The sequence below is a fragment of the Sorangium sp. So ce281 genome (assembly GCF_051527395.1).
Taxonomy (GTDB): domain Bacteria; phylum Myxococcota_A; class Polyangia; order Polyangiales; family Polyangiaceae; genus Sorangium; species Sorangium cellulosum_B.
Genome location: NZ_CP150322.1, coordinates 3,789,531 through 3,813,559 on the forward strand (window position 1 = coordinate 3,789,531; position 24,029 = coordinate 3,813,559).

Consider the following 24,029-nt stretch of genomic DNA (forward strand, 5'->3'; position numbering starts at 1 on the left):
GCCTCGTGAACGCCGCAGATCGCGCCCGTATCCTCCTCGTCGACGACGAGCCGGCCCTGCGCCGCGGCCTGGCGCGCGCGCTCGTGCGCGACTTCGACGTCCTCACCGCGGAGGACGGCCCCGCGGCGCTCGGGCTGCTCGCGACGACCCGCGTCGAGGCGGTGCTGCTCGATCTCGCCATGCCGCGCATGAGCGGCGCCGAGGTGCTCGACCGGATCAGGGCCACGTACCCCGACGTCGAGGTCGTGGTGATGGCCGGCCACGCCGACCTCGACGCCGCGATCGCGGCCGTGCGCGCCGGCGCGTACGGGTTCGTGACGAAGCCCGTCGACGCGGAGGCCGCGGTCTCGATCGCGATCGAGCGCGCGATCGAGCGCCGGCGGCTCGCGGGCCGCGCGCGGGCCCTCGAGGAGCGGGTCGACGAGCACGAGCAGCTCGGCGAGGTGATCACGAGCTCCGCCGCGATGCAGGACGCCTACAGGAAGGCGCTCGGCGTGGCGGCCGTCGGCGCGCCCCTCCTGCTGGTGGGCGAGCGCGGTACGGGCAAGGAGCTCGTCGCGCGCGCCGTCCACCGGCGCGGCCCGCGCGCCGCGCGGCCGTTCGTCGCCGTCGACTGCAGCGCGCTGCCAGGGTCGCGGGCCGAGGGCGAGCTCTTCGGCGAAGGCGGCGACGCCTCGCCGGACGGGCGCGCCCGCGGGGGCCTGATCGAGGCGGCGGACAAGGGCACGCTCTTCCTCGACGAGGTCTCGGCGCTGCCGCCCGCGGCCCAGGCCAGGCTGCTCCGGGTCCTCACGCACGGCGAGATCGCGAGGGCGGGGGGCGAGCCGCGCCGCGTCGACGTGCGCGTGATCGCGTCGACGTGCGAGGGGCTCCGCGAGCTCGCCTCCGCCGGCCAGCTCCGGGAGGATCTCGCGTACCGCCTCGGCGTCATCGTCGTCGAGCTGCCGCCGCTCCGGCGGCGCAAGGAGGACGTCGCGCTGCTCGCGAGCCACTTCCTGAACCGGTGCGCGCGCCGGCACGGGCGCGACGTCAAGCGGATCGGCCCCGAGGCGGCGCGCCTGCTCCGCGAGCACGCGTGGCCGGGCAACGCGCGCGAGCTCGAGAGCGCCATCGAGCACGCCGTGATCTCCGCGCGCGGCGAGGCGATCTTGCCCGCGGATCTGCCGCCCTCGGTGTCGGGGCGCTCCGGGCCGCCGCTTCGCCCTCCGAGGGACGCGCTCGTCTTGCCGGCCGAGCTCTGCGATCTCCCCTACGCGGAGGCCAAGGAGCGCGCCGTCGACGCGTTCGATCAGATCTACGTCGGGCGCCTGCTGGAGCGCACGGGCAACAACCTCAGCGAGGCGGCGCGGCAGGCGGGGATGGATCGCTCGAACTTCCGGAGGCTGAAGAAAAAGGTCACGTCGCGCGGAGACGAGGCGGCGCAGGGGGAGAGCGACGGGGCGGGGCCGAGCAAGGGCGGCGCGGGCTGACGCGCGGACACGTCGGTCGCGCCGGGCGCACGTCGCAGAAGCGCGCGCCCGGCTCGTGCTACGTTGCGCCGAAAATGGCCCGACGCGCTGCACGAGCTGCCCTTGCTGCCGCCGCCTTTTCCCTCGCGGTCCGGCTGGCGCTGCTCCCTGCCGCCGCCGCCGACGCCGGCGGGGCTCCCGGGCGGCGAGCGGCGGTGGTCCACGATCTCCCCGGCGTGCTCGCGCTCGCCGATCGCAATCACCCGAACGTCGCCGTCGCGCGCGCGAAGCTCGACCACGTCCGCGCGCAGCTCGACGAGGCCCGGTACGCCCCGTTCTCGCAGTTCAAGCTGACGGGCGGCGTCGCGCTCGCGCCGACCGTCCGCGGGAACAACGTCTTCAGCCCGAACACCGACGTCTCGCTCACCTCGAGCCTCGGGGTCGGCTGGCGCGTGAACATCGACGGCGTCGTCCCGCTCTGGACGTTCGGGAAGATCACGAACCTCCGGGACGCCGCCGAGGCGAACGTCCGGGTGAACCAGGCGAGCGTCGAGAAGGAGCGGGACGCGGTGCGGCTCGACGTCCGCAAGGCCTATTTCGGCCTCCAGCTCGCGCGCGACTCGCGGAGCCTGCTCGTCGACGTGAGGGCCGAGATGGACAAGGCCCTCCGGCGCCTCGAGGAGCAGGTCGAGCGCGAGGAGGGCGATCCCATCGAGCTGCTCAAGCTGCAGACCTTCGGGGCCGAGCTCGAGGCGCGCGGGGCCGAGGTCGACAAATACATCTCGGTCGCGCTGGCGGGGCTGCGCTTCTACACGGGCGTCGCGGATCTCGACATCCCCGACGTCCCGATCCGCCCGCCGAACCACCGGCTCGGCCACGTCACCCGTTACCTGACCGCCGCGCGCCTCTACCGGCCGGAGCTCGCGCAGGCGCGCGCGGGCTTCGACGCGAGGTCCGCGCAGGTGCGGCTCGCGCGCGCGCAGCTGTTCCCCGACATCGGCATCGCCCTGCAGGTCGGGGTGAGCGCCGCCCCGGAGGTCGCGGATCAGCTGAACCCGTTCACCAGCGACCCCGGCAACTTCTTCCACTACAGCGCGGCGCTCGCGCTGCAGTGGAAGCTCGACCTCTTGCCGCAATCGGCGCGCATCCGCGCCGCCGAGGCGCAGCTCGAGGAGATGGCCGCGACGCAGCGCTTCGCCATGGGCGGGGTCGCGACCGAGGTCGAGACCGCCTATGCCGAGGTCGTGGAGGCCCAGAAGCGGCTCGACGCCTACACCAAGGCGGCCAGGTACGGGAAGCGCTGGCTCGTGATGGTGCAGCAAGGAATCGACGTCGGGACGATGGCGGACAAGGATCTCATCGATCCAGCCAAGGCATATGCCACGAACCGATTCAACCAGCTGAACGCGACGATGGATCTCGACATGGCGATGTCGCGGCTCGCGAAGGCGACCGGCTGGGACGCCATCGCGCCCGACGGCACCTGAGCGAGGGGGCGGCCGCGCTGAGGCGCGCGCTGCGTCGCTCGGGCGCCGCTCGGCCCCGCGTCACCCCGGCTTGAACGCGACCGTCCTTGGCAGTACGGTGCGCGACAGCATGGGAGCCAACGTCAACGTCGAGCGGGCGCCGCACAAGGTGGCTTTGGCAGCGAACGGTGATGCGGCGCGGCGCGCGGCGAGCGGCGCGTCCGCGGGCGCCAGCATCGCGTTTTACGTCCTGCTCGCGGCGTCGGCCCTCGCCGTCATCGGCACTCTCCACTTCGTGGCGTACGTCGTGCCGACCGAGGCCACGATGGGGATCGTGCAGAAGATCTTCTACTTCCACGCCCCCGCCGGGTACGCGATGTACATCGGCGCGACCGTCTGCTTCATCGGCTCCGCCGGCTACCTCGCGCGCGGCACGCAGCGCTGGGATTCGCTGGCGAAGGCCGGCGCCGAGGTCGGCGTGGCGATGGGGCTGATCGTCCTCGTCACCGGCCCGCTGTGGGCCGCCAAGGCGTGGGGCGTGTACTGGACGTGGGATCCGCGCCTCACGACGTCGCTGCTCAGCGTGCTTATCTACATCGCTTACGTCGTGCTCCGCGCCTTCACCGGCGACAGCGACGCCGAGCGCAAGTTCGCGGCGGCCCTGGGCGTCCTCGGCGCGGCCAACCTGCCGATCATCCATTATTCGGTGAAGATGTGGGGCGGTAACCACCCCACGGTCATCACGGGCAAAGGCGGCGGCCTCGGGCACCCTGACATGAAGATGGCGCTCGGCTTCGGCTTCCTCTCGTTCACCCTGCTCACCCTCGCGCTCGTGTGGGCGCGTTACCGCGTCGATCTCGCGTCCGCGCGGCTCGCGGAGCTCGAGCAAGAGGCCCTCGAAGCCGGCATCGGAGAGGACTGACAACATGAAATCCAATCATTCCTTGTTCTCCCATGCGGCGTTGCAGCAGCCGACGAGCACCACGACGGACGACCGAGCGCAGGCCTTCCGCCCCGTCGAGGGGGGGAACGACATGCAGAGCGGAGAGAAGCTGCTGGTCGAGGCGTACGCCGCGATCTGGCTCATCCTCTTCGCGCTGGTCTTCGTCTCCTGGCGCCGGCAGAGGCAGATCGACCGGCGCATCGACGCGCTCGAGGCCGCCGTGCAGAAGGCACGGGCTGGAGCGGGCCAGGGGGCGGGCTGATGCCGAACCTGGGGGAGATGACCCCGCAGCACGCGCTCTACATCCCCGTGGTGCTGATGCTTGGGCTGATCGTCGGCTACATTCTGGGCAGCCGCGCCGTGCGCGCCGAGCTCGAGCGGCGCAGGCGCAGGATGAAGGAGTGACGGGGGCGCAGGCCCTCGTCCCGCATAGCTGGCGGGCCCGGTGAGCGCCGTCCCCGCCCCACTAGCCGGAGGTCACAAGGTGGTCGATTTCTCTGTGAGCGAAGAGCACAAGGCTCTCATCGATACGGCGCGTCGCTTCACGAAGGAGCGCATCCTCCCGATCGCGGCCGAGTGCGATCAGAAATCGTACTTCCCGATGGATGTCTTCGTGGAGGGCTGGAACATCGGCCTCGTCAACCCGACCTGCCCGGCCGAGTACGGCGGCCCGGGCATGGGCGAGCTCGAGAACGCCCTCCTCGCCGAGGAGCTCTCGTACGGGTGCACCGGGATCCAGACGAGCTTCCTCGCGAACGGCCTGGCGCTCACGCCGATCAAGCTCGCCGGCAACGAGGATCAGAAGAAGAAGTACCTCGGCATGCTCACCGCCGAGCCGATCATGGCGAGCTACTGCACGAGCGAGCCGGACGCGGGCAGCGACGTCGCGGGCCTCAAGACGCGCTTCACGAAGCACGGGGACGACTACGTGCTGAACGGGCAGAAGTGCTGGATCACGAACGCGAGCTACGCGCGCTACTACGTGATCTTCGCGACGTCGAACCCGGAGCTGCGGCACAAGGGGATCGCGGCGTTCATCGTCGACCGCGACACGCCCGGCGTCCGCGTCGGCAAGAAGGAGGACAAGCTCGGCCAGCGGGCGAGCGACACCGCCCAGGTGTTCCTCGACGATGTGAAGGTGCCGAAGGCGAACCTGCTCGCGCCCGAGGGACAGGGCTTCAAGCTCGCCATGGAGACCTTCAACCAGACCCGCCCCGACATCGGCGCGGCCGCGACGGGCCTGATGCGGCGCTGCGTCGACGAGTGCGTGGCCTACGCCAAGGAGCGCAAGACCTTCGGCCAGCCGATCGGCAACCACCAGCTCATCCAGTGGATGCTCGCGGAGATGGCGATCCGCGTCGAGGGGACGCGCCTGCTCTACCAGAAGGCCGCGTGGAACCTCGATCACGGGGTGCGCGACCCGATCGTCTCGAGCTTCGCGAAGGCCTACGGCGCTGACAGCGCCATGCAGACCGCCGTGGACGCCGTGCAGGTGTTCGGCGGCAACGGCTACGTGAAGGAGTACCCCGTCGAGAAGATGATGCGCGACGCGAAGGTCCTCCAGATCTACGAAGGCACGAGCCAGATCCAGCGCCTCGTCATCGCGCGCCAGCTCCTAGCGTAGCGCGTAGCGCGTAGCGCGCCGCGCTGCTCGGCCTGGGGAGCGCGGTGCTTCGGCCGAACGTGCCGCACCTCGGGGATCGCCAGGCGCCTCGCCGCGAGGCGCGGCCGGCGTGTCAGGTCTGCGGGTGCCAGACCAGCGTGAGCTCGGGGCCGAGCGTGAGCGCGAGGCCCTCGGCGGGCACCATCACGCGGCGGACCTTCTGGCCTGCGAACCTCGTCCCGTTCGTCGAGCAGAGATCGAGGGCCATGATCTCCGCGCCGTCCCGCAGGAGCAGCAGGTGGGTCCGCGAGATGTGCGTGCTCAGGACGGCGCGCAGGCCGCGGTCCAGGCAGTTGTCGGCGCGCCCGAGCAGCACGCCGTCGTCGAGCGCTTGCTGGGGCAGCTCGACCGCGGCGCTGCGCTCGCTCGATTGCAGCGTGAGCCGCACGTACCCGCTCTTCGCGCGCGGCGCGACCATCTCCTCGATGTGCGCGACGGGGCGCACGGACGTGATGTGCGAGATCTCTCCGCGGGCGAAGCGGTGGCTTGTCGTGATGCCCTCGGTCGCCGCGGGCGGCGCGGCGCCCTCGCTGACGGCCTTGTCCGCGACGCTCTCGAGGCCGCGCGGCGGCTCGCTCATCCCGCACGAGCTCACCTCGAGCACCCTCGACGAGGCGCGCGGCCCGACCGGGAGCCCGCCGACCACGTGCTTGCCGATGCGCACGAGCAGCGGGCCGCTGACGACGATCGACCGCCGCGGCACGTCGTCGTCCACGAAGAAGGGGATCGAGGTCTGCAGATCCATGAGCCGCAGCCCGAAGCCGCCGTCGGGGAGGTTGCAGCAGGTGGCGACCAGGTGGCGCACGCAGACGTCGTCGCCCGACGCGAACTTCACGTCGCAGCGCGGGTGCGAGCCGAAGACGGCGTATGCGCCGCTGTTCGCGGGCAGGTCCAGCCACGCGACGTCACCGCCTGACACCCGGAACAGCCGGTACCCCTCGCTCATCGGCGACTCGGGGGGGTTCAGCGCCATCACCGCCTCGGCGGTGGACAGCGCGCGCCGCATCGTGGCGACGTCGATCCGCGGCTCTACCGTCATCGCGCGCTCCGCGAGCGGCGCGAGGTCGCGCGCCCCGCAGTCCGCGCCGGACCGCCGAGCTCGAGCGTGAACGGCGGAGTCGCTGCGCAGGCCTCCGGCAGAGCCGCGGCGGGAGCGAGCGTGGTGGATGTCAGACAGCGGCGAGGCCTCATGCGGTCGAGCCGAATCCTACCGGAATTTTTCGTCTGGGGCTCTTTCGCTGCGCGCCCCGAATCTGCTGTGGCCGGCGGGGCTCGGGTCGAGACGGCGGCTGTCCGGTTCAGCTCACGCCGACGCTGACCTCCGCAACGAGCTCGCCGCCCCAGCGCCAGAAGGCCACCGAGCGGCTGAACAGGACGATGACCTCCAGCCCGAGCCCTCCGCCGAATTCGAGCCGAAAGCGCCCGACGTCCACCTCGATGAGTTGCATGCTCCCCGAAGACGCGAGAGTCGGGCCAACTGTGGATCCGTGCGCGTTGCACGCTGGTGTGTCCGCCGGGGGCACGGCCTCGCCTCGACCGGGGGCGCAGGGCGCGCCGGCCCGCGTCAGCGGGGCCAGGGCGCGGCCCCGCTGCGCGCCGCCACGCCAGGGGGGCAGCGGGGCGGCAACGTGGCGCGCGCTCGCGGCAGGGGGAGGGGCGAGCGCCGGCCGGCGCAGGCGAGCGGGCGCGGAGCCGCCGCGCGGCCGTCGACAGACGCGCCATTTTGACGCCGCCCGCACGGTGTCTATCCTGGGCGCGGTGTCCCGGATCCTCCCTCGCTTCGACTATCGCATCGAGTTCGCCGCATCGACCGATGTCGGCCTCGTCCGCCCGAGCAATGAGGACCGGATCCTCTGTTGCCCCGAGCTCGCCCTCTTCGGCATCGCCGACGGGATGGGCGGCCACGCCGCGGGCGAGGTCGCGGCTCAGATCGCCGTCGACACGGTGCGCGCCGAGGTGCTCCGGCCGCCCGCCGCCGCCCTCCTCGACGCGTACGTGGCCGACCCGAACATCGAGGCGCGGCGCGAGGTGTTCGCGCTGCTCCGGCGCGTGGGCGAGGCCGCGCACGCGGCCATCCTGGAGGCGCGCCGCATGGAGCCGAGCTACCAGGGGATGGGCACGACGCTCGATTTCGTCGTGCTCGCGCACAGCCGGGCGTTCTTCGCCCACGCGGGCGACAGCCGCGCGTACCTGGTTCGCCCGACGACCACCGTCCAGCTCACCCAGGACCACGCCCTCTACGATACGCTCCGCGCGGCCGGCAACCCGACCCCGGCCAGGAAGCCGCAACGGAACCCGCTCGTGAACGCGATCGGGCTCGCGGGCACCGTCGCGGTCGACACCGTGTTCGTCGATCTCTCGCGCGGCGACCGCATCGTCCTCTGCACCGACGGGGTGCACAACGCGGTCGACAGCGAGGCGGCGCTCTCCCGCTTCTGCTCGAAGGGCGGGCCCGAGGAGGTCGCCGCCGGCCTCCTCGGCCACGCGCGCGATCGGGGAGGCCACGACAACGCGAGCGTGATCGTCATCGACATCAAGGAGCGCTTCGTCAAGCGCGCGGACGACGCCGGCCCGTCCTCGCGCGATCTGTCGGTGCTCTCCGCGTGCCCGCTCCTCGCCGGCATGAGCCCCGCGGCGGTGCTCGGGGCGCTCGCGGCCGGCGTGGAGGTGGAGCTCGGCGCGGGGGATCGGATCCCGCGCGACGTCGCGAGCGATCTTGTCGCTTACCTGGTGCTCGACGGGGCCGTGAATCTGCCGGACGGGCGGCGCGTCGGGTCCTCCGGCCTGCTCTTCCCGGAGTCGCTCGTGGGCGCGCGGCGCAAGGGCGACCTGCCCGTCGCCGCGGCGCGGACGCGGCTCATCCGGATCCGCAAGGACGATTTCGCCGAGGTCTGCGAGCACGACGCGGAGCTCGCGGCCGCCCTGTACCAGCGGCTCGCGCGGTACCTCGCGCTCGGGACGGGATGAGCGCGGCCGCGATGCAGCTCTCCCTGCTCCACCTGGACGATCGCGTCGCGGCCTTCGCGAAGCCGTCCGGGCTGCTCGTGCACCGCGGCTGGGGCGACGCGCCGGTCGTCTTCGTCGACCTCGCCGAGCGCGCGCTGGGCCGGAAGGTCTACCCGGTCCACCGCCTCGACCGGGCGACGAGCGGCGTGCTGCTCGTCGCGCTCGACCCCGCCGCCGCGGCGCTGCTCTGCGCGCAGTTCGAGCAGGGCCTCGCGCGGAAGCGCTACCTGGCGCTCGTCCGCGGCGTCCCCCCCGAGCGCGGGTGCATCGATCACCCGATCCCGCGGCGCGAGGGGGGCCCGCGCGTGCCGGCCGTCACCGACTTCGAGCGCCTCCACGCGCTCGAGCGCTACGCCGTCGTCGAGGCGCGCCCGCGCACGGGCCGCCTGCACCAGGTGCGGAGGCACCTCAAGCACATCAGCCACCCGATCATCGGCGACGTGAACTACGGCAAGGGCGAGCACAACCGCCTGTTCCGCGAGCGGTATGCGCTGCACCGCCTCGCGCTCCACGCGGCCGAGCTCGCCGTCGCCCACCCCGAGACGGGCGCGCCGCTGCGCCTCGCCGCGCCGCTGCCCGACGACCTGCGGGGCCCGTTCGACCAGCTGGGCGTGCCGGCGTGGATCGGCGCCGTCGGCGACGCGGCCGCTAGCCCGCCCCTGGAGAACGGCGCTCCGGGGTGACGCCGTGGCCGGCGCGGATCCCCTCGAGGGAGAGCGCCGGGCCTCGCTGGACGAAGCCGCCGTCGAACGGGTTCTCGGCGAGGAACATCGGCGTGTCGAGATCGACGAACGAGAACCCGCCGAGGCCGGCGGCCAGGCACGCCGACGCCGTCATCGCGAGCACCGACTCGACCATCCCGCCGATCATGAGCCCGAGCCCCGCGGCGCGGGCGACCGCCGCGATGTCGAGCGCCTCGACGATGCCGCCCTTCATCAGCTTGATGTTGACCACGGTCGCCGCGCGCTCCGCCGCGACGCGGAGGACGTCCTCCGCGGAGGCGGCGCTCTCGTCGGCGGCCACGTCGACGCCGGCGCGCCGCGTGACCTCCTTCATGCCGTCCCAGTCGTCCCGCGGCACCGGCTGCTCCAGCAGCGCGACGTCCGCGCCGAGCCGGCGCGCGTGCGCGACGAGCGCGAGCGCCTCGCCCGCCGTGAGCCCGCCGTTGCCGTCGAGGATCAGCGACGCCCCGGGCGCGGCCGCGTGGATCGCCTCGATGCGCGCCGGGTCCGACGCGGCGAGGCGGCCGCCGACCTTCACCTTGAGCGCGCGGAAGCCCATGGCCGAGGCGCGCCGCGCGGCCTCCTCCGCGCGCTCCGGCGAGCCGGTGGTGATGGTGATGTCGGTCGTGAGCGCCGCCCCGGAGCCGCCGAAGAACGCCCAGAGCGGCATGCCCGCGCGCTTCGTGAGCGCGTCGAGGATCGCTGTCTCGATCGCGCAGCGCGCCGCGCCCGCGCCGCCCCCGGACGCCTCGCGGAGCGCGCGCGCGACGGCGCGCCACGCGCGCGCGTCCGAGCCCACCACGGCCTCGCGCAAGGAGAGGGCGGCGGCGCGCGACCCGTCCTGCGTCTCGCCGTTGAACGCGGGCAGCGGCGCCGCCTCGCCGAAGCCGAGCGTCCCGTCGGCGAGCTCCACGGTGACGAGGAGGTTCGCCGCGCGCTCCTGCGCGCCGCCGGCGATGCCGAACGGCTCGTGCAACGGGATGTCGAGCGCCTCGACCGAGACGCGCCGGATCAGGGTGGGGGTCGTCACGACGCGCGTCGCCTCCTCGGGGACCTCAAGGGGATCGGCCGCCGCCGCCGGCAGGCGGCGGAGCGGCCGCCGGGCCGAGCAGCGCCTCGACCTCCCGGGAGATCTTGTCCTCCTCGCCGTCCTCGTAGCCCGCGTGGACATGGCGCACGACGCCGCCCCGATCGACGACGAACGCGGTCGGCATCCTCCGCGGCCTGTACGCCTTCTCCGCGCTCTGGTCCTTGTCCCAGAGGATCTTGAACCTGACGCCCGCCTCGTCCGCGAACCCCGCGAGCTGCTCCGTCGAGACGTCCTCGGGCGCATCGAGGGAGACGGCGAGCACGGCGAGATTGCCGCCGAAGCGGTCGACGAGCGCCTGGTACTTGGGGAACGACTTTCTGCAGGGGCGGCAGTAGGTCGCCCAGAAATCGACGATCACCACCTTGCCGCGGGCGTCCTTGAGCGTGGAGGGCCCCTCGCCGCTCACGACCTCCGCCGCGAGCTCGGGCGCCGCCGAGCCGATGAGGCCGCCGCCCGTCTCGGGCGCCGGGGGCGCGACGGGCGCGGCGCCGCCGCAGCCGCCTGCGAGCGAGAGCGAGGCGCAGAGGGCCGCGAGGACACGGGCGAACGACGGCGACGGGCTGGGGCTCATGACGAGATCTCCCTCTCTCTCCGATCAGGGCTCGCGATCGACGATGGACGCGAGCATCTCTCCCTCGGCGCAGAGCGTCCCGTCGACGCTCGCCTCGCCGCGCAGCTTCCAGACGTTCGAGCGGTGGTGCAGCACCTCGGCGTAGAGATCGAGCCGGTCGCCGGGCGTCACGGTGTGGCGGAACTTCGCCTTGTCGATGCCGAGGAAGAACATGAGGTTCGACGTGGCGTCGAACGGATCCGACGCATAGGCGAGGATGCCGCCGAGCTGCGTGAGCGACTCCAGGATCAGCACCCCGGGCATGATCGGCCGCTGGGGGAAGTGCCCCTGAAACCAGGGCTCGTTGTAGGCGACGCACTTGTAGCCGCGGATGCACTTGTTGGCGGTGATCTCCGTCACCCGGTCGACCATCACGAGGGGGTAACGGTGCGGCAGGATCGACAGGATCTGATGGATGTCGAGCGTGACGGGCGCTTGGGTTCGCTCGGGCAAGGCCGGCTCCTTTCCGCGGTGTGGAGCGCGCGGGCGGCGCGCTACTTCGCGTCGTCCTTCTTCTCTGCCTTGTCGCCGCCGGCGTCGTCCTCGCCGCCGCCGGTGTTGTAGAGCTGGATGACCTGCTCCGTCAGATCGAGATCGGCGCGGACGTACGGGGCCGCTTGCTTGTCGAAGATGATCTCGTAGCTCGACCTCTTCGCGATCCTGCCGACGATGAGCATCATCTTCTTGAGGATGGGCCCGGTGAGCTCGCCCTGCTTCTTCTGGAGCTCCTTGTTGTAGTCGACGAACACGGTCTGGAGCTCGACCATCTGGCGCTGCCAGTCCTCCATCCGCTTCTGGAGCGACTCGCGCGAGAGCACGCGCGACTGCTTCTCGATGTCCTCGCGCGCCCGCTGGAGCTCGGTCTGCTTCGCGTCGAGCTCCTGCTGCCGCCGGTCGAAGAGCTTCTTCAGCGTGGCCTGCGCTCGGATGCCGTCCTCCGTCTGCATGACGGCGTGCTGCACGTCGACGACGGCGATCCGGGTCTCGGCGGCGGCGACGCTCGGCACGGCGAGGGCGAGCGACACGGCGGCGGCGCGGGCGATCCGAGCGAAGAGCGGCGCGGGCCGATGGACGGGAGAGCGGGAGACCATTGGAGGCGATTACCCGCCGCGTGACGGACGGTCAAGGTGTGCGGGAGCTCAGAGGCACTTGCCCGAGATGCAGCGCTCGCCGTCGGGGCAAGGCTCGTCGAGCGAGCACTCCGGCGCGACCTCCTCCCGCGTCTTGCAGAACCCGTCCTCGCAGCCGACGAAGCGGCTGTCGATGAGCTGGCAGGCCCGCGTGTCCTCGCACGGGTAGTGGCAGTAGCCGTCCTCCATGCACTCCTGGCCCTGCGCCGCGCAGGCCTTGGCGCCGCAGCCGGGCTGAGGCGAGGGGTCGTCCATGCACGCGCCGGTGGCCGCGTTGCACACCTCGCCGGGCGCGCAGTCCGCGTGCGTCGCGCAGCCGGTTGTGCAGGCGCCGTCGACGCAGATCGCGCCGCCCCCGCACGGGGCCGCGTCGCCGCACTCGGGGTTCGCGGGGTCGGGGACGCAGACCCCGCGATCGCAGCGCGTGCCGGGCTCCGCGCAGGGCGCGGCGCTGGAGCAGCCACCTTTGCACTCGCCGTTCACGCACACCCTGCCGTCGCCGCACTCGTAGCTGAACTCGCACGCCGCGATGCAGAGCCCGTCGACGCACCGCGTGCCGTCCTCGCACGCGCTGTCGCCGTCGCAGGGACACGTGGTGAGCTCCGCGTCGCACTCGGCCTCCGCGCCGCCCTGGCCCGCGCCGCCCTGGCCCGCGCCGCCCTGGCCCGCGCCGCCCTGGCCCGGGTCTGCCGGACCCGCGCTGCCCGAACCCCCGCTGCTGGCGGTGTCGATGTCCGGCTCTGCCGGGCGACACCCGTAGCCGTCGCAGAGGAAACAGTTCTCGCCATCGGGGTCGCACTGGAGCGACGCATCGCCACAGCCGCCGCAGCCCGTCGCGGTCGCGGTGATCATCAGGAACAGCGCGCCTCGACCCAGGATCTTCGCAAGGGGGGAATGAAGCAGCATCGAAGTCCTCCAGCGGCGGCCGGCACCGGCGCGGCCTTCCCGCACGACTACCATGACGCGCGCTAACACGCAGCGTGCCACGGGGCGGCAGGAGCGGAGCGCCGGGAAGCCCGACGAGGCGCTCATTTCGTGAACCCGCTTGTGAACCTGCGTTCACCTGCGCTCGTCGCGCGAGGTTCACTGATCCGCGGGGATCGCGCGGAGGTGAGGCGGGGGACAGCCGGCGCTCGGGGCCCGGGAGCGGTGGGGAAGGCCGCGGCCGGCGCTTCCGGTCGGGGCGAAGGCGTGGGGGCGCTCCCTGCGAGCAGCCCGGCCGGTCACCCCGCGAGGATCAGGAGCGGTACCCCGCGTTCACGTCGACGTAGCCGTGTCCGAGATCGCTCGTGAGGTAAGCGAAGTCGCCGGGGCCGCCGCCGAGCACGAGCTCGATGACGTAGGTGTCGCGCGCGAGCACCTCGTTCGCCTTGAGCTCGGCTTCCGCCCCGACCGGCGCGCCGTTCCGCACGATCGGGATCCCGCCGACGAGGATCTGGGCCTCGCGCGGGTCGAAGGGGACGCCTGCGCGGCCCGCGGCGGCGAGCAGCCTCCCCCAGTTCGCGTCCTTGCCGAACAGCGCGGTCTTCACGAGCATCGACGTGGCCACCGTGCGCGCGACGGCGCGCGCACCGTCGCGCGTCGCGAGCCCGCGGACGCGGATCTCGGCGACGTGCGTGCTGCCCTCGCCGTCGGCCACCATCGAGCGCGCGAGCTCGCCGCAGACCTCGGTGAGGCCCGCCGAGAGCTCGTCGCGCGAGACGCGGCGCTGGGACGCGCCGGAGGACAGGAGGAGCACCGTGTCGTTGGTGCTGGTGTCCCCGTCGACGCTGCACGCGTTGAACGTCACGTCGCACGAGGCCGCAAGCGCGTCGCTCGCCTCGCCGGCGTCGAGCACGGCGTCGGTGAACAGGAAGACGAGCATCGTCGCGTGGGGCGGGCCCACGTCGGGGTGGATCATCCCGGCGCCCTTGCCGATGCCGAGCAGCGTCGCGCCGGCGCCGAGCTTGCGCTGCGCGAGCTTCGGCCAGCGGTCGGTCGTGCAGATCGCCTGGGCGAAATCGAGGTAGCCCTTCGGCGACAGGCGGGCCGACAGCTCGGGGACACGCTCGATGATCCGGTGCGCGGGCAGGACGGCGCCGATCACGCCGGTCGAGGCGGGGAGCACCTCGTCCTCCGAGGCGCCGATCGACTCGGCGACGGCGCGCGTCGTATCGAGCGTCGCCTTCCAGCCTGCCTCGCCCGTGCAGGCGTTCGCGCACCCGCTGTTGGCGACGACGGCGCGCGCGCGCCCCGACAGGACGCGCTGCATCGCGATGTCCACGGGCGCCGCGCGCACCACATTCCGCGTGAACATGCCGGCCACGATCGCCAGCTGATCGGCCACCGCGAGCGCGACGTCGATGCGCCCGTCTTTCCGGATCCCGGCGCTGACGGCGCCGAAGCGAAACCCTGCAACTGGCTCGAAGCTCATGAGGGCGTGGAGTCTACGCACGAACGCGCGCCGGGAGAAAGCGACAAGCGGAGGGCAGGCGCCGCGACGGATGAGAGGCCCGGAGGCGGCCGAGCTGAGCGCGGCATTTGCAATGCTCTGCCCCGATGATCTCGGTGCGGATTGTCGACATCAAGGGCCTGTATCTGCCGGGCTTTCACGACAGCACGGCGCCGCCGGGGACGACGCGGGCGGCTGGATACAAGCCTGGTTACAAGAGCCTCGATAACCGGGGACGCGTCTACATCAATCGAGATCTCGATGGGCAGTGGGCAAAGAATACGCAGCTCGTCGAGATCACGGTCGAGGTGACGAGCTCCGACGGCGAGCTGCCAGAAGGAGCCCGGATTCGCTGGAGCGCGCGCGATCCCGACGATCCCTCGAATGAGTGGCCGGAGGTGCACCCGGACTGGGCTCCCACCCTCGACGAGAACGATTACGACGCCGCGGGGGACTATGTGGGGCCGGTCGAAGACGACAACGAGGGAACGCAGGACAGGGCGCCTGGCTGGGAAGAGGTGGAGGGCTACGCGCTCTCCGACATCACGGAGACCAGCGCGAGCACGGCGATCGTCGGGAGGAGGAGCAAGGTCCGGCGCCACATGTCCGATGTCGCCGGGGACAACCTGATCGTGAGCGCCGCGCTCGACGCCGCCGGCGTCGCCGAGGCGGCCGGCGACGAGACCGGGATCATGACGCTCTGGCGCCGGATCGACGTCGAGTACATCCGGATGGAGAGCGCGCCCCCGCTGCCCGTGGAGCTGGCGCCGGAGCACTTCGAGCCGGTCTTCACCCAGCTCGATTTCGCCGAGGCGCGCGTGATCCAGGACCTGCAGCACCTGGCGCTCGACGCGGACGCGCTCGGCGAGATGGCCTCGCGCTTCGTGAGCGAGCACTTCGAGCATGCCGGGGACCCTGGCTGGTTCTGCCTGATCGCCGCGCTCGAGCCGCACCCGGTGCCCGAGGTCCGGGGCGAGCTGCTGTTCTCCGGGAGCGTCACGATCCTGGACGGCGGCGAGGGCGAGCGGCGCGGCGAGTACGTGGAGATCCCTGGCACCCACCCGGACGCGAGCTACGTCACGTTTCGCTGGGACGGCTGGCAGATCAGCTTCTCGGCCGCGAGCGCGGCCGTCCTCGACGACCCGCCGCGGACCCGCCTCTGGCTGGCGCCGCACGACATCCAGCGCCAGTTCACGGCGGGCGACGGGTCCCTGGCGCACGCGTACGAGCGGCGCCTCTTCTTCTTCCCGCGGGCCCGCCGCAGGGACGGGGCGTGGGAGCCCCCGGGCTACGGCATCCCCGCGAGCGTCGAGGCCGACGTGCGGGGCCCAGGGGCCTCCTACGTCGCCGGCATGAGCCCCACGATCGACATCGGGCCGGCGAGGTACTTCGCCGGCAGGACCATCCTCTTCACCCATCACAGGGCGTGGTGGGACCCCGAGGCCGCGCGGCCCCGGCGCGGCTACGAGCAAGCCACGCTCCACACCATCGTCCACGAGCTCACGCACGCCTTCGGGATGCCGCACAAGTGCGGCTACTTCGATTACCGGCAGCCGCGCCGGACGACGTGCTGCATGAACTATCGGTCCCACTGGATGGTGGACGCCGACCAGCAGCTCATCCCTGGGACCGACGGGCGGGTTGGCAACGACCTGTGCGGGCGCCACGTGAAGGAGACCCGGCGCGTGCGCCTCGAGAACAACAGGGGACTTCGATGGAGATGAGGGATTGTCATGTCCGATGAACACACGCGGAGCGCCGGGGACCCGGTCGACCCGCCTGGGCTGGTGCTCCGCTCGCTCGATCACGATCGCCGCTATGTGCTCGGCTTCCCCCTGCACGTGGCCATCACGCTGTGCGCCGACCGCCCTGGGGCCTGCATCCTGCGGTTGCCGCGCCCGAGCTGGGCGGGCAACGCAGGCTCCATCGGCGTCCGCCTCGCGCGGGCGGACACCGGCGAGGAGGTCGTGCGGACCGAGCCCTCGCCGATCGTGCTCCCTGAGCACGGCACGCCGGTGTTCCGCCTGTGCCCGGGCGAGTGCAGGCGCATGCTCATCGACGTCTCGTCGTACCTCCCTGCGGGGCTCGAGCCCGGGCAGTACACGCTGGCGATCGTCTACGTCGGGCCGCCGGACCGCGCGGAGAGCGCGCCGGTGCCGATCGAGCTCGCGGCGCCGAGCCCCGAGGAGCAGCGCGAGCTCGGGCGCCTCGCGCCCGAGGCCGCCCGCGTGGGCTCCTGGGGCCGCTGGACGAGCCTCCCTCCGGAGAGCGGCGCGGTGGTCACGAGCCGCGTGGAGCCGGGCGATCCGCTCCGCTTCGACCGCATCCTGCGTTACCTGATGTACGGGCCGCGGCCGCTCGGCGACGTGGACCCGGCCATCCTCGACGTGCTCCGCGGCGTCTACGAGCCGGAGGCCCACGCGCTCCGCGCCGAGATCTACGCCGCGCGGGGAGACACGGCGCGCTTCGCGGAGACCGCGGCGCTCATCCGGGCCGCTTACCCGGGGCTCGGCTGGTGGATCGAACAGATCGAGGCGGGGCAGAGCGAGATCGGCTTCGTCCGGGCGTGCCGGGCGAACCCGTGCGGCGGGTGAGCGGCGGCTCCGGTCCACGTCCGCCCACGCCCGCCCACGCCCTCGCCGCCGCGCCGGCTCCACACGCGGATCACGCGATTGCAACGCGATGGTCACGTGGAGCGGGTTCACTTGTCGCAGAGCGATGCGTGACGCGATGCGAGCGATGGCGAGGTGCTTCTACAAAAGGACGCGGTCGTGAGCGCGCTGCCGCCCGACGCCGTGGCGTCGCTCCCGGGCGCGGAGGCCGCCGCCGTCTCGTGGCGCACGCAGGGACAGCGCTACATCACGATCATCGTCAAGGCGAGCTTCGCGTTCACGCCCGGCGCGGCCATGTGGCGCACGGAGCCGCAGGAGATCCTCCGCGCCGAGGTGCATCACGGCAAGAACCCCGCGCGGAGCGTGCGGTTCACCGGCGATCTCGCGCCCTACCTGGGCCGCGCGGACGTGCTCTTCACGGGCGACGCGCACGCCCCTGACGGCGCGCATGTCGAGTCCTTGCCGGTGCGGCTCGCGGTCTTCGGCGCGGGCGGCTGCGCGCTCGACAAACGCCTCCTCGTCCGCGACGAGAAGCCGTTCCAGCGGATGCCCCTCGTGTACGAGAAGGCGGCGCGCGGCGCGAACGGCTGGGAGAACCCCTTCGGCATCGACGCGGGCGACGGCGAGCCCAGGGTCCTCGATCCCCAGGACCCCGCGCGGCCCGCGGGGCTCGGCCCGATCGCGCGCGCCTGGCCGGTGCGCAAGCGGCTGCTCGGCAAGACCCGGCGCGAGACGCTCGAGGGCCCGAACGCGGAGATCCCCGCTGGCTTCGACTGGTCGTACTTCCAGGCGGCGCCCCCGGACCAGCGGATCGACTACCTGCGCGGCGACGAGTGGATCGTGCTCGAGAACCTGCACCCGGCCGCTCGCCGGCTGGAGATGCGCCTGCCCCGGGCGCGCGGTATGGCGCGGATCCAGGGGCTCGCCGCGCCTCCTGCGGCGGGGGGCGACGTCATCGAGCTCAACGCGGACACGCTCCGGATCGACGGCGCCGAGCAGCGCTGCACGGTCGTGTGGCGTCGGATCGTCCCCGTCCCCGACGGCCACGCCCTCGCGCCCGTGCGGATCGCGGCCGGCGTCGCCGTCGACGGCGAGGAGCTCGCGTGGCCTGACCTGCGCCCCGGGCGGGCCCCGGGCGCCGCGGGAGCGGCTCCGGCTCCGCTCCCGACCGGCCCGCGAGGGACCGTGCACATCGAGGACGCGCCCGGCGCGCCTGGCCAGGCGCGCCAGCGGGACGGGGATCCGGGGCGCACCATCCACCTCTCGGACGACGAGATCGAGCTCATCGACCTGATCCAGCGCCCGTCGCCGCTGCAGACCGTCGCGCTCTCGGACGAGCAGGGCGAGGCGGCGGTGCGCGCGCCGGCGCTTCCGTTCGCGCCCGCGCCGGGATCGGCGCGGCAGGGCCGGCCCGAGCCAGCGCGACCGCAGATCGACGCCGGCGCGAGCGCGACGCTCGCGCTGTCGAGCGAGGAGGAGGTGCGCGCCGGCGAGCGGCCCGCGATCCCGTTCTTCTTCGACCCGAGGCCCGCGCCGCGCCTCGAGCTCGGGGCGCCGATCCCCGGCGCGCCCTGGTCTGGCGCGCTCGTTTCACCGCCGCCCGGCCCGTCCCTGGGGCTCGCGACCCTCGCGCTGGAGGAGGCTCCGCCGCCGCCCGCCGAGGTGTTGCCGCCGCCCGTCGAGTCATCGTCGTACGCCGCCCCGGCCTCGGGCGTCCTCGCGCGCGAGCCCGAGCGACCCGCCGCGTCCCGCTTCTTTCACGTCCTCCGGCGCGAGGACGGATCTCCCTCCGCGTCGCTCCCGCCGCTCGGCGACGGCGACGAGGTGAGCCTCGAGCGGTGCGCCATCGTCACGGCGGAGCTCGCCGAGAAGCCGGTCCCCCGCGCCGAGGTGCTCAGGGCGCACGGCCTGTCGGAGGCGCGCTGGGCAGCGGCCGAGCGGCGGTGGCGGGACTCGATGACGGAGGAGGCCAGGCGCCGCGAGCGGGCGCTCCGCGACAAGTTCGACGCGGCCTACGTCGGCGCGTGGGAGGCCGTCTGGGGCCCGCTGCACGCGGCCGACTATGCCCGGCTGATCGTCGCGACCGAGCGCAGCGGGAGCGCCGCGGCGCCCGGCGACCGCGTGATCCGGCGCACCGTGTGGGTGCGCATGAAGCGGCTCTGGGCCAGGCGCCTCGCCGACGATCCGCGCCTCAGGGCCCGCGTCGAGGCCGAGATCGCGAGGCTGCGCGAGGCGCCGCGCCAGCGCGCGCAGGACGGCGCTCCCGCCGCGTACGCCGTCTGATCCGCGTCGCGCGCCGTGCCCCTTGACCGCGGCGCCCGGGGTTCCGAACATCCTCGCTGGTGCAAGCGATGGTCCGTTCATGATCGACGCGTCGACGCTGGGCAAGGAGCTCGCGGGCCGGTACAGCGTGGAGGGGCTGCTCGGCGTGGGCTCGATGGGCGCCGTCTTCCGCGCGCGCCACCTCGCGCTCGCGCGGGTCGTGGCGATCAAGGTGCTCACCGGGCACACGGATCCGAACGCCGGGGAGCGGATGCTGCGCGAGGCGCGCATCTCGGCGCTCATCAAGTCGCCGCACGTGGTGGGCTGCTACGACTTCGGCTTCCTTTCGAGCCGATCGCCGTTCATGGTGATGGAGTACGTGGGCGGCCCGTCGCTGTCCGCGCGGCTCCAGGACGGGCCGCTGCCGCTCGACGATCTGCGGCGCTACATGCTCCATGCGGCGCGGGGGATGGCCGCCGCGGCCGAGCTCGGCGTGATGCACCGCGATCTGAAGCCGTCGAACATGCTGATCGCGCCGTCAGGGGAGCTGAAGGTCGCCGACTTCGGCCTCGCGCGCCTGACCGCCACGACGGGGCCCTCGGCGCTCCGGGAGCAGCCCCTCACCGCGATGGGCACCGTGCTGGGGACGCCGTTCTACATGGCGCCCGAGCAGGCGTGGAGCCCGCAGGAGAGCGACACGCGCGCGGACATCTACAGCTACGGCGCGTCGTTCTACCACGCGGCCACGGGCCAGCGGCCGTTCGAGGAGCAGGAGCTCCTGCCGCTCCTGCTCGCGCACCGGCAGGACATCCCGGCCCGGCCGCGGGCGCTCCGTCCCGAGCTCGACGAGGACGTGCAGGCCGTCCTGGAGCGCTGCCTGGCCAAGGACCCGAAGGACCGCTTCCAGTCCTTCGACGAGATCGACACCGCCCTCGTGGGCGCCCAGAGCACCCGCTGGGGGGATCCGCACGATCTGACGCTCCGCGTGTACATGGAGCAGTACAAGCGCTTCCGGCCCGCCCTCCTGTCGGGCGGCCCTGCGGGGCCGGTCACGGCCTTCCAGTTCCACGGGGACAGGACGCTCTCGATCGTTCGCGCGAACATCGCGGGCGTCTCGGCCGACGCGCTCGTGAGCGCGGACGACGGGCAGCTCACCATGTCGGGCGGCGTGGCGCTGGCCCTGAACCATGCGAGCGGCGGCGTGTGCCACATGGAGACGCGCAAGTACGTTCCCGTGCGGCATGGCGGGGTGGTGGTCAGCTCCGCTGGCAGGTTGAACGCGCGGTTCGTGTTCCACGCGATCACGCTCGACTGGGATCACGTGGCCACCTACAGGCCGACGCGCGATCTCATCCTGCGGCTCCTGGAAGGGTGCTTTTATCACGCGGACACGATGAAGCTCCGGAGCATGGCGCTGCCGCTGCTCGGGGCGGGGAGGGCGGGTTTCTCGCCAGCCGAGTGCCTCGACACGATGGTCGAGTTCCTGGTGAAGGCGATGCTCCTCGGCGGGACAGGGCTGTCGCACGTGACGATCGTGCTCCGGGAGGGCGCGGGGGTCTGAGGGAGCGCTCTCTCGGCAGGTAGCGCCGCGCCATCGAGGCGGTCGGTCGTCGCTGGTGGCGTAGCGCCGAGCGGGTCGTGGTCCTGGTCGTGGTTTCGACGGCACGAGCGTGAACGTGAACGTTCTGCCCAACCTCGGTCGGTATTGCACGGCGCCCTCGCAGCGCCGGCGGCCTCCTGCACGTCGATTGTGTGTCCTTTCTCACCGAATGCCGCCTCCTGCGCAGCGCCGCTGGCTCTCCTGCGCAGCCATGGCCACCTCCTGCGCAGCGCGAGCTTCGAGCGATGCGGAGGGCCTGGCTCTCTCGTCCCGCGGAGCGGCAGAGTACACGCTGAGCCCCGACCGCGAGGCCGAGCTGCGCCGAGAGGCCGAGTCGCTCGGCGACAGTACGATGTATTTCCCAGGCAAGCTCGCTCGCCGCGTCATCTGGTCGAGCCGCATCCAGCTCGCCGCCGGGCGCGACGCGGCGGATCTCGTGCGCAGGCCGTTCGCCGACGACGAGCCCCCGCTCACCCGCGAGGAGATCCGCGGGTTCCGCGACAAGATCGAGCTCCTGCGCGCCACGCAATCGCGCTGGCACGCGAAGACTCCCAATCACATCACTGCCAGAACACCGGCATATGCCCGGGACGGGTCGACTCCTGTCACTTCGGATTGCTCGCCGAGTTTCTATTTGACGCCCAGATCCCACCAAGAACAATGGCGGGTGTCCCCACACCGCGTGTCGAGGCTCGGCCAGGAGCGTTTACCATGTCGATGCGCTTCCACGGCAAGGTCGGCCTGCTCTGCGCTCGTAGCCTCGTCGCCAGAGGCAAATCGTTCTTCTGGTTCTCGGTCTCACGGGGTGCAACTTCGACATGGGAGAGTGCTACGTCCGGGGTCATGGAACGGAGGGGGCCGGCGGGGGCATCATCACCCCTACCGGCGGGGTCGGAGGCTTCGGGTATGTCCCGCTGGAGCCGCAGAATCACACGGGCTACGACGAGGACCCGTGCAGCGCCGGCTCCCAGCTCGCCGAATGCACGGTCACGTGGAAGGCTGGCTCGATTCAGCTCTACCTTCACGCCATCGGACGGAAGCGCGCCGCGGACCATAACGATCCGTATTAGCGACCTTCGAGAGGAACCGGACGGGTTGTGGTCTGTGGCCGTGGACGTGCTAGGGTTCAAGACCGATGACCACGTGCGCCTCAAGGGCGCTGACTGGCTCAACGCCATCGAGAGCGCCGCTGGCTTCATTCGGAGGCTGGCGGGAGGCAAGGTCAGGGATTACGGCGGTACCATGACCCCGCTCCTCCTTCCGCCTTGACATCTGGGCCGCGAGAGTCCGAACTCGCGCCGCGCTGTCTCGGGTCGAGGTGCCCCAGTGGCGCGGCGGCCGCGGTGGCGTCCGCCTGGCTGAACTCGTGCTGCCTCTCGCCGTCGACGTGGCCGAGCTCCATGTGGTGGCCAGCGTGGAGGGCGGCCGTCCGGGCATTCCCCCTGTTCCCTGGTTTTCTTAGCGGTTTAGCGGTTCGTTTCCCCGGCCGACTTCCCGCAGTAGAGTTAGGTCGTCCAGCGCTTTGAGAAATCTGGTGTTTCGCCGCGTTCGATGGCGAGCGTCCATTGGTCGAGCCGTGCTGCGCCGCTCTTCCAGAACTTCTTGCAGCCGTCGATGTAGTCGACAACCGCGTCTCTCTGCCCCATGGAGAGCAATCGGGATGCGAGCTCGAAGTTGGGCCCAAATGTGTCGAGTTGTGGCGAACCGCGGACCTCGCCCGCAGCCCGCAGGTGTTCTGCTGCGTTGGTCGGATCGTTGCGTGCTAACGCGACCTTTCCCAGGGTGATGTGCGCGTAATGTACGGCATTCCCATACTGAAATGTGTCGGCGTGATCCGTGGCATCGGCAAGCAGTCGCTCTGCGGCTTCGGTCGCTCGCCCGTAGTTCTCAGACATGATCGCCGCTTTAGCGATGTCCATGAGGATTCCGAGCGCTTTCAGCGAGCAGCGCTCAAGTGTGAGCGCCGCTTCGTATTCCGGCTCTCCATCCTTGCCATCGCCTGCGAGGAACACGCTCTCCCGCACGATCGCCCTGGCCCCGGAGCTCAGGATCATCGCGATCGACGACTTGCCATCGTCCGCGGACGCATCCGCCGCCTCGACGCGCACGCCGAAGACCGTGGACGTGGCGCCCTCTTCTCCTCCCGTGAGCACCCGCAGCGGGATCCCCACCGGCGGAGCGAGGATGGTCGGGTGATCCGGTCCGCCGAACGACCCATCATACGACCAATCGCCGCCGTCACACAGTCGCCCGCCCCAGAGGTCGACCCCCGAGGGCAGCGTGATCTTCTCCTCGAACGACCCGCCGCACGCGTACACGCGCCGGGTCGCTGCCTCCCCGTGGCCTCGCCCGTGCGCGGCGAGCCCGATCGCGTGCTGCAACGTCCTCACCGGCGCGCCCTTCGTGCCGGCGCTGTTGTCGTCGCCCCACTCGCTGACGAACGGGCTGAGCTGGTGAAGCCTGTCGCGGCCCCGAGCGTGAGAAAAATCGAGAGCGAATGCGCGATATAACGCATGCAGTCACGGTACTGACGCCGGCCGTTTGGCGTCAACCGGGAGGAATCTGCAAGTCTTGGCCCATTTGCGAGAAAATATCACCCGAGACCGCAATGCTGCCGTTGGTCTCAAGGGGTCAACGGGCCTTACCAGCGAATCAAGGTGCCTCGCATGGCGCGCTTTCCGGTTGACAACGCACCGGTACTGCGCAGCCCAGACGCGGCCGTTCCGCCCTCGGTACCTTCGCCTCCGCCGTCGTGACTGCCCGGATCGCGCTGTCGTCGCTTTTCCAGGAGAGTGAACGAATCGAGGGGCGACAGAGGTCCATGATTGAACCCGTGCGCGCAGCGTGGCTGTATCTTGCAAGGCACGGCACCGCGAAACTGTCGCGATGAAGCCGTAAGGACCCTTGACTTTCGCCTCGTAATTATAAGAATATTCCAAGCCGCCCATGGCGGTCCGGACCTCTCTCAGCAGGGCGCCGCAGTCGGTTGCAGGATCGCACAAGGGCCGACTCCGGGTGAGGCCACTGCGGGGATCACTTGCTTCTT

22 protein-coding genes and 1 pseudogene are annotated in these 24,029 nt (G+C 71.9%); 14 read left to right on the top strand and 9 right to left on the bottom strand.

The features are described 5' to 3' along the window. Positions 1-5 precede the first annotated feature (5 nt). From WMF27_RS14450 to WMF27_RS14475, 6 genes are all read left to right on the top strand, one after another. Positions 6-1,469 (top strand): sigma-54-dependent transcriptional regulator, encoded by a 1,464-nt coding sequence (locus WMF27_RS14450; protein WP_437768292.1) that lies wholly within the window; start codon positions 6-8, stop codon positions 1,467-1,469. A 74-nt stretch (positions 1,470-1,543) separates the two neighbouring features. Further along, complete coding sequence (locus tag WMF27_RS14455) at positions 1,544-2,935, top strand: TolC family protein (protein ID WP_437768291.1); 1,392 nt, start codon at positions 1,544-1,546, stop codon at positions 2,933-2,935. 109 nt (positions 2,936-3,044) lie between these two features. Then, the gene (locus WMF27_RS14460) at positions 3,045-3,836 is read left to right on the top strand and encodes a cytochrome c biogenesis protein (RefSeq protein ID WP_437768290.1); all 792 of its coding nucleotides are present in this window, start codon (positions 3,045-3,047) and stop codon (positions 3,834-3,836) included. Between the two features lie 4 nt (positions 3,837-3,840). Next, positions 3,841-4,119, top strand: coding sequence for a CcmD family protein (locus tag WMF27_RS14465; RefSeq protein WP_437768289.1), 279 nt, complete (start codon positions 3,841-3,843; stop codon positions 4,117-4,119). Further along, the gene (locus WMF27_RS14470; RefSeq protein ID WP_012235483.1) at positions 4,119-4,262 is read left to right on the top strand and encodes a hypothetical protein; all 144 of its coding nucleotides are present in this window, start codon (positions 4,119-4,121) and stop codon (positions 4,260-4,262) included. The genes WMF27_RS14465 and WMF27_RS14470 overlap by 1 nt, the downstream gene beginning before the upstream one ends. A gap of 79 nt (positions 4,263-4,341) precedes the next feature. Beyond that, a complete protein-coding gene (locus WMF27_RS14475; protein ID WP_437552715.1) occupies positions 4,342-5,481 on the top strand; it encodes an acyl-CoA dehydrogenase family protein in 1,140 nt (379 codons plus the stop codon). A 112-nt stretch (positions 5,482-5,593) separates the two neighbouring features. Here WMF27_RS14475 and WMF27_RS14480 read toward each other — a convergent pair whose 3' ends face one another. Together WMF27_RS14480 and WMF27_RS14485 are read right to left on the bottom strand one after the other, a co-directional pair. Then, entirely contained in the window at positions 5,594-6,559 is a 966-nt protein-coding gene (locus tag WMF27_RS14480) for an FHA domain-containing protein (protein WP_437768288.1), read from the bottom strand. A gap of 259 nt (positions 6,560-6,818) precedes the next feature. Further along, a complete protein-coding gene (locus WMF27_RS14485; RefSeq protein WP_157906681.1) occupies positions 6,819-6,968 on the bottom strand; it encodes a hypothetical protein in 150 nt (49 codons plus the stop codon). Positions 6,969-7,278: 310 nt separating this feature from the next. Between WMF27_RS14485 and WMF27_RS14490 the strand changes: the two genes are divergently transcribed. Together WMF27_RS14490 and WMF27_RS14495 are read left to right on the top strand one after the other, a co-directional pair. Then, complete coding sequence (locus WMF27_RS14490) at positions 7,279-8,487, top strand: protein phosphatase 2C domain-containing protein (protein WP_437768287.1); 1,209 nt, start codon at positions 7,279-7,281, stop codon at positions 8,485-8,487. Between the two features lie 11 nt (positions 8,488-8,498). Next, positions 8,499-9,209, top strand: a complete 711-nt coding sequence (locus WMF27_RS14495) for a pseudouridine synthase (RefSeq protein ID WP_437944195.1) — start codon at positions 8,499-8,501, stop codon at positions 9,207-9,209. Here the strand turns inward: WMF27_RS14495 and WMF27_RS14500 are convergent. The 6 genes from WMF27_RS14500 to argJ form a co-directional block, all read right to left on the bottom strand. Further along, a complete protein-coding gene (locus WMF27_RS14500) occupies positions 9,175-10,278 on the bottom strand; it encodes a dipeptide epimerase (protein WP_437768285.1) in 1,104 nt (367 codons plus the stop codon). The two genes, WMF27_RS14495 and WMF27_RS14500, sit on opposite strands and share 35 nt — an antisense overlap. Positions 10,279-10,303: 25 nt before the next feature. Further along, positions 10,304-10,909 (bottom strand): TlpA family protein disulfide reductase, encoded by a 606-nt coding sequence (locus WMF27_RS14505; RefSeq protein WP_437768284.1) that lies wholly within the window; start codon positions 10,907-10,909, stop codon positions 10,304-10,306. A gap of 24 nt (positions 10,910-10,933) precedes the next feature. After that, complete coding sequence (fabZ, locus tag WMF27_RS14510) at positions 10,934-11,401, bottom strand: 3-hydroxyacyl-ACP dehydratase FabZ (RefSeq protein WP_012235490.1); 468 nt, start codon at positions 11,399-11,401, stop codon at positions 10,934-10,936. Positions 11,402-11,442: 41 nt separating this feature from the next. Beyond that, a complete protein-coding gene (locus tag WMF27_RS14515) occupies positions 11,443-12,039 on the bottom strand; it encodes an OmpH family outer membrane protein (RefSeq protein ID WP_437768283.1) in 597 nt (198 codons plus the stop codon). 48 nt (positions 12,040-12,087) lie between these two features. Next, entirely contained in the window at positions 12,088-12,984 is an 897-nt protein-coding gene (locus WMF27_RS14520) for a hypothetical protein (RefSeq protein WP_437768282.1), read from the bottom strand. 331 nt (positions 12,985-13,315) lie between these two features. Continuing rightward, positions 13,316-14,491, bottom strand: coding sequence for a bifunctional glutamate N-acetyltransferase/amino-acid acetyltransferase ArgJ (gene argJ / locus WMF27_RS14525; RefSeq protein WP_437768281.1), 1,176 nt, complete (start codon positions 14,489-14,491; stop codon positions 13,316-13,318). A gap of 125 nt (positions 14,492-14,616) precedes the next feature. Between argJ and WMF27_RS14530 the strand changes: the two genes are divergently transcribed. From WMF27_RS14530 to WMF27_RS14555, 6 genes are all read left to right on the top strand, one after another. Further along, positions 14,617-16,233, top strand: coding sequence for a hypothetical protein (locus WMF27_RS14530; RefSeq protein WP_437768280.1), 1,617 nt, complete (start codon positions 14,617-14,619; stop codon positions 16,231-16,233). Positions 16,234-16,242: 9 nt separating this feature from the next. After that, positions 16,243-17,103 (top strand): hypothetical protein, encoded by an 861-nt coding sequence (locus WMF27_RS14535; protein ID WP_437768279.1) that lies wholly within the window; start codon positions 16,243-16,245, stop codon positions 17,101-17,103. A 153-nt stretch (positions 17,104-17,256) separates the two neighbouring features. Further along, positions 17,257-19,404 (top strand): DUF2169 family type VI secretion system accessory protein, encoded by a 2,148-nt coding sequence (locus tag WMF27_RS14540; protein ID WP_437768278.1) that lies wholly within the window; start codon positions 17,257-17,259, stop codon positions 19,402-19,404. A gap of 79 nt (positions 19,405-19,483) precedes the next feature. Continuing rightward, the gene (locus WMF27_RS14545) at positions 19,484-20,944 is read left to right on the top strand and encodes a serine/threonine-protein kinase (protein WP_437768277.1); all 1,461 of its coding nucleotides are present in this window, start codon (positions 19,484-19,486) and stop codon (positions 20,942-20,944) included. An 857-nt stretch (positions 20,945-21,801) separates the two neighbouring features. Then, positions 21,802-22,053, top strand: a complete 252-nt coding sequence (locus WMF27_RS14550) for a hypothetical protein (RefSeq protein WP_437768276.1) — start codon at positions 21,802-21,804, stop codon at positions 22,051-22,053. 40 nt (positions 22,054-22,093) lie between these two features. Next, complete coding sequence (locus tag WMF27_RS14555; protein ID WP_437944196.1) at positions 22,094-22,252, top strand: hypothetical protein; 159 nt, start codon at positions 22,094-22,096, stop codon at positions 22,250-22,252. Positions 22,253-22,947: 695 nt separating this feature from the next. On the opposite strand, the pseudogene WMF27_RS14560 reads toward WMF27_RS14555, so the two are convergent. Continuing rightward, positions 22,948-23,373, bottom strand: a pseudogene (locus tag WMF27_RS14560) (hypothetical protein); the annotation flags it as partial. Between the last annotated feature and the right edge of the window lie 656 nt (positions 23,374-24,029).

Bases quoted from the DNA above. Each gene is read 5' to 3' on its own strand.
- WMF27_RS14545 (WP_437768277.1), top strand. From the start codon at position 19,484: ATGATCGACGCGTCGACGCTGGGCAAGGAGCTCGCGGGCCGGTACAGC.
- WMF27_RS14505 (WP_437768284.1), bottom strand. From the start codon at position 10,909: ATGAGCCCCAGCCCGTCGCCGTCGTTCGCCCGTGTCCTCGCGGCCCTC.
- WMF27_RS14460 (WP_437768290.1), top strand. From the start codon at position 3,045: ATGGGAGCCAACGTCAACGTCGAGCGGGCGCCGCACAAGGTGGCTTTG.
- WMF27_RS14455 (WP_437768291.1), top strand. From the start codon at position 1,544: ATGGCCCGACGCGCTGCACGAGCTGCCCTTGCTGCCGCCGCCTTTTCC.
- WMF27_RS14530 (WP_437768280.1), top strand. From the start codon at position 14,617: ATGATCTCGGTGCGGATTGTCGACATCAAGGGCCTGTATCTGCCGGGC.
- argJ (WP_437768281.1), bottom strand. From the start codon at position 14,491: ATGAGCTTCGAGCCAGTTGCAGGGTTTCGCTTCGGCGCCGTCAGCGCC.
- WMF27_RS14495 (WP_437944195.1), top strand. From the start codon at position 8,499: ATGCAGCTCTCCCTGCTCCACCTGGACGATCGCGTCGCGGCCTTCGCG.
- WMF27_RS14485 (WP_157906681.1), bottom strand. From the start codon at position 6,968: ATGCAACTCATCGAGGTGGACGTCGGGCGCTTTCGGCTCGAATTCGGC.
- WMF27_RS14535 (WP_437768279.1), top strand. From the start codon at position 16,243: ATGTCCGATGAACACACGCGGAGCGCCGGGGACCCGGTCGACCCGCCT.
- WMF27_RS14470 (WP_012235483.1), top strand. From the start codon at position 4,119: ATGCCGAACCTGGGGGAGATGACCCCGCAGCACGCGCTCTACATCCCC.
- WMF27_RS14515 (WP_437768283.1), bottom strand. From the start codon at position 12,039: ATGGTCTCCCGCTCTCCCGTCCATCGGCCCGCGCCGCTCTTCGCTCGG.
- WMF27_RS14550 (WP_437768276.1), top strand. From the start codon at position 21,802: ATGGGAGAGTGCTACGTCCGGGGTCATGGAACGGAGGGGGCCGGCGGG.
- WMF27_RS14480 (WP_437768288.1), bottom strand. From the start codon at position 6,559: ATGACGGTAGAGCCGCGGATCGACGTCGCCACGATGCGGCGCGCGCTG.
- WMF27_RS14465 (WP_437768289.1), top strand. From the start codon at position 3,841: ATGAAATCCAATCATTCCTTGTTCTCCCATGCGGCGTTGCAGCAGCCG.
- WMF27_RS14520 (WP_437768282.1), bottom strand. From the start codon at position 12,984: ATGCTGCTTCATTCCCCCCTTGCGAAGATCCTGGGTCGAGGCGCGCTG.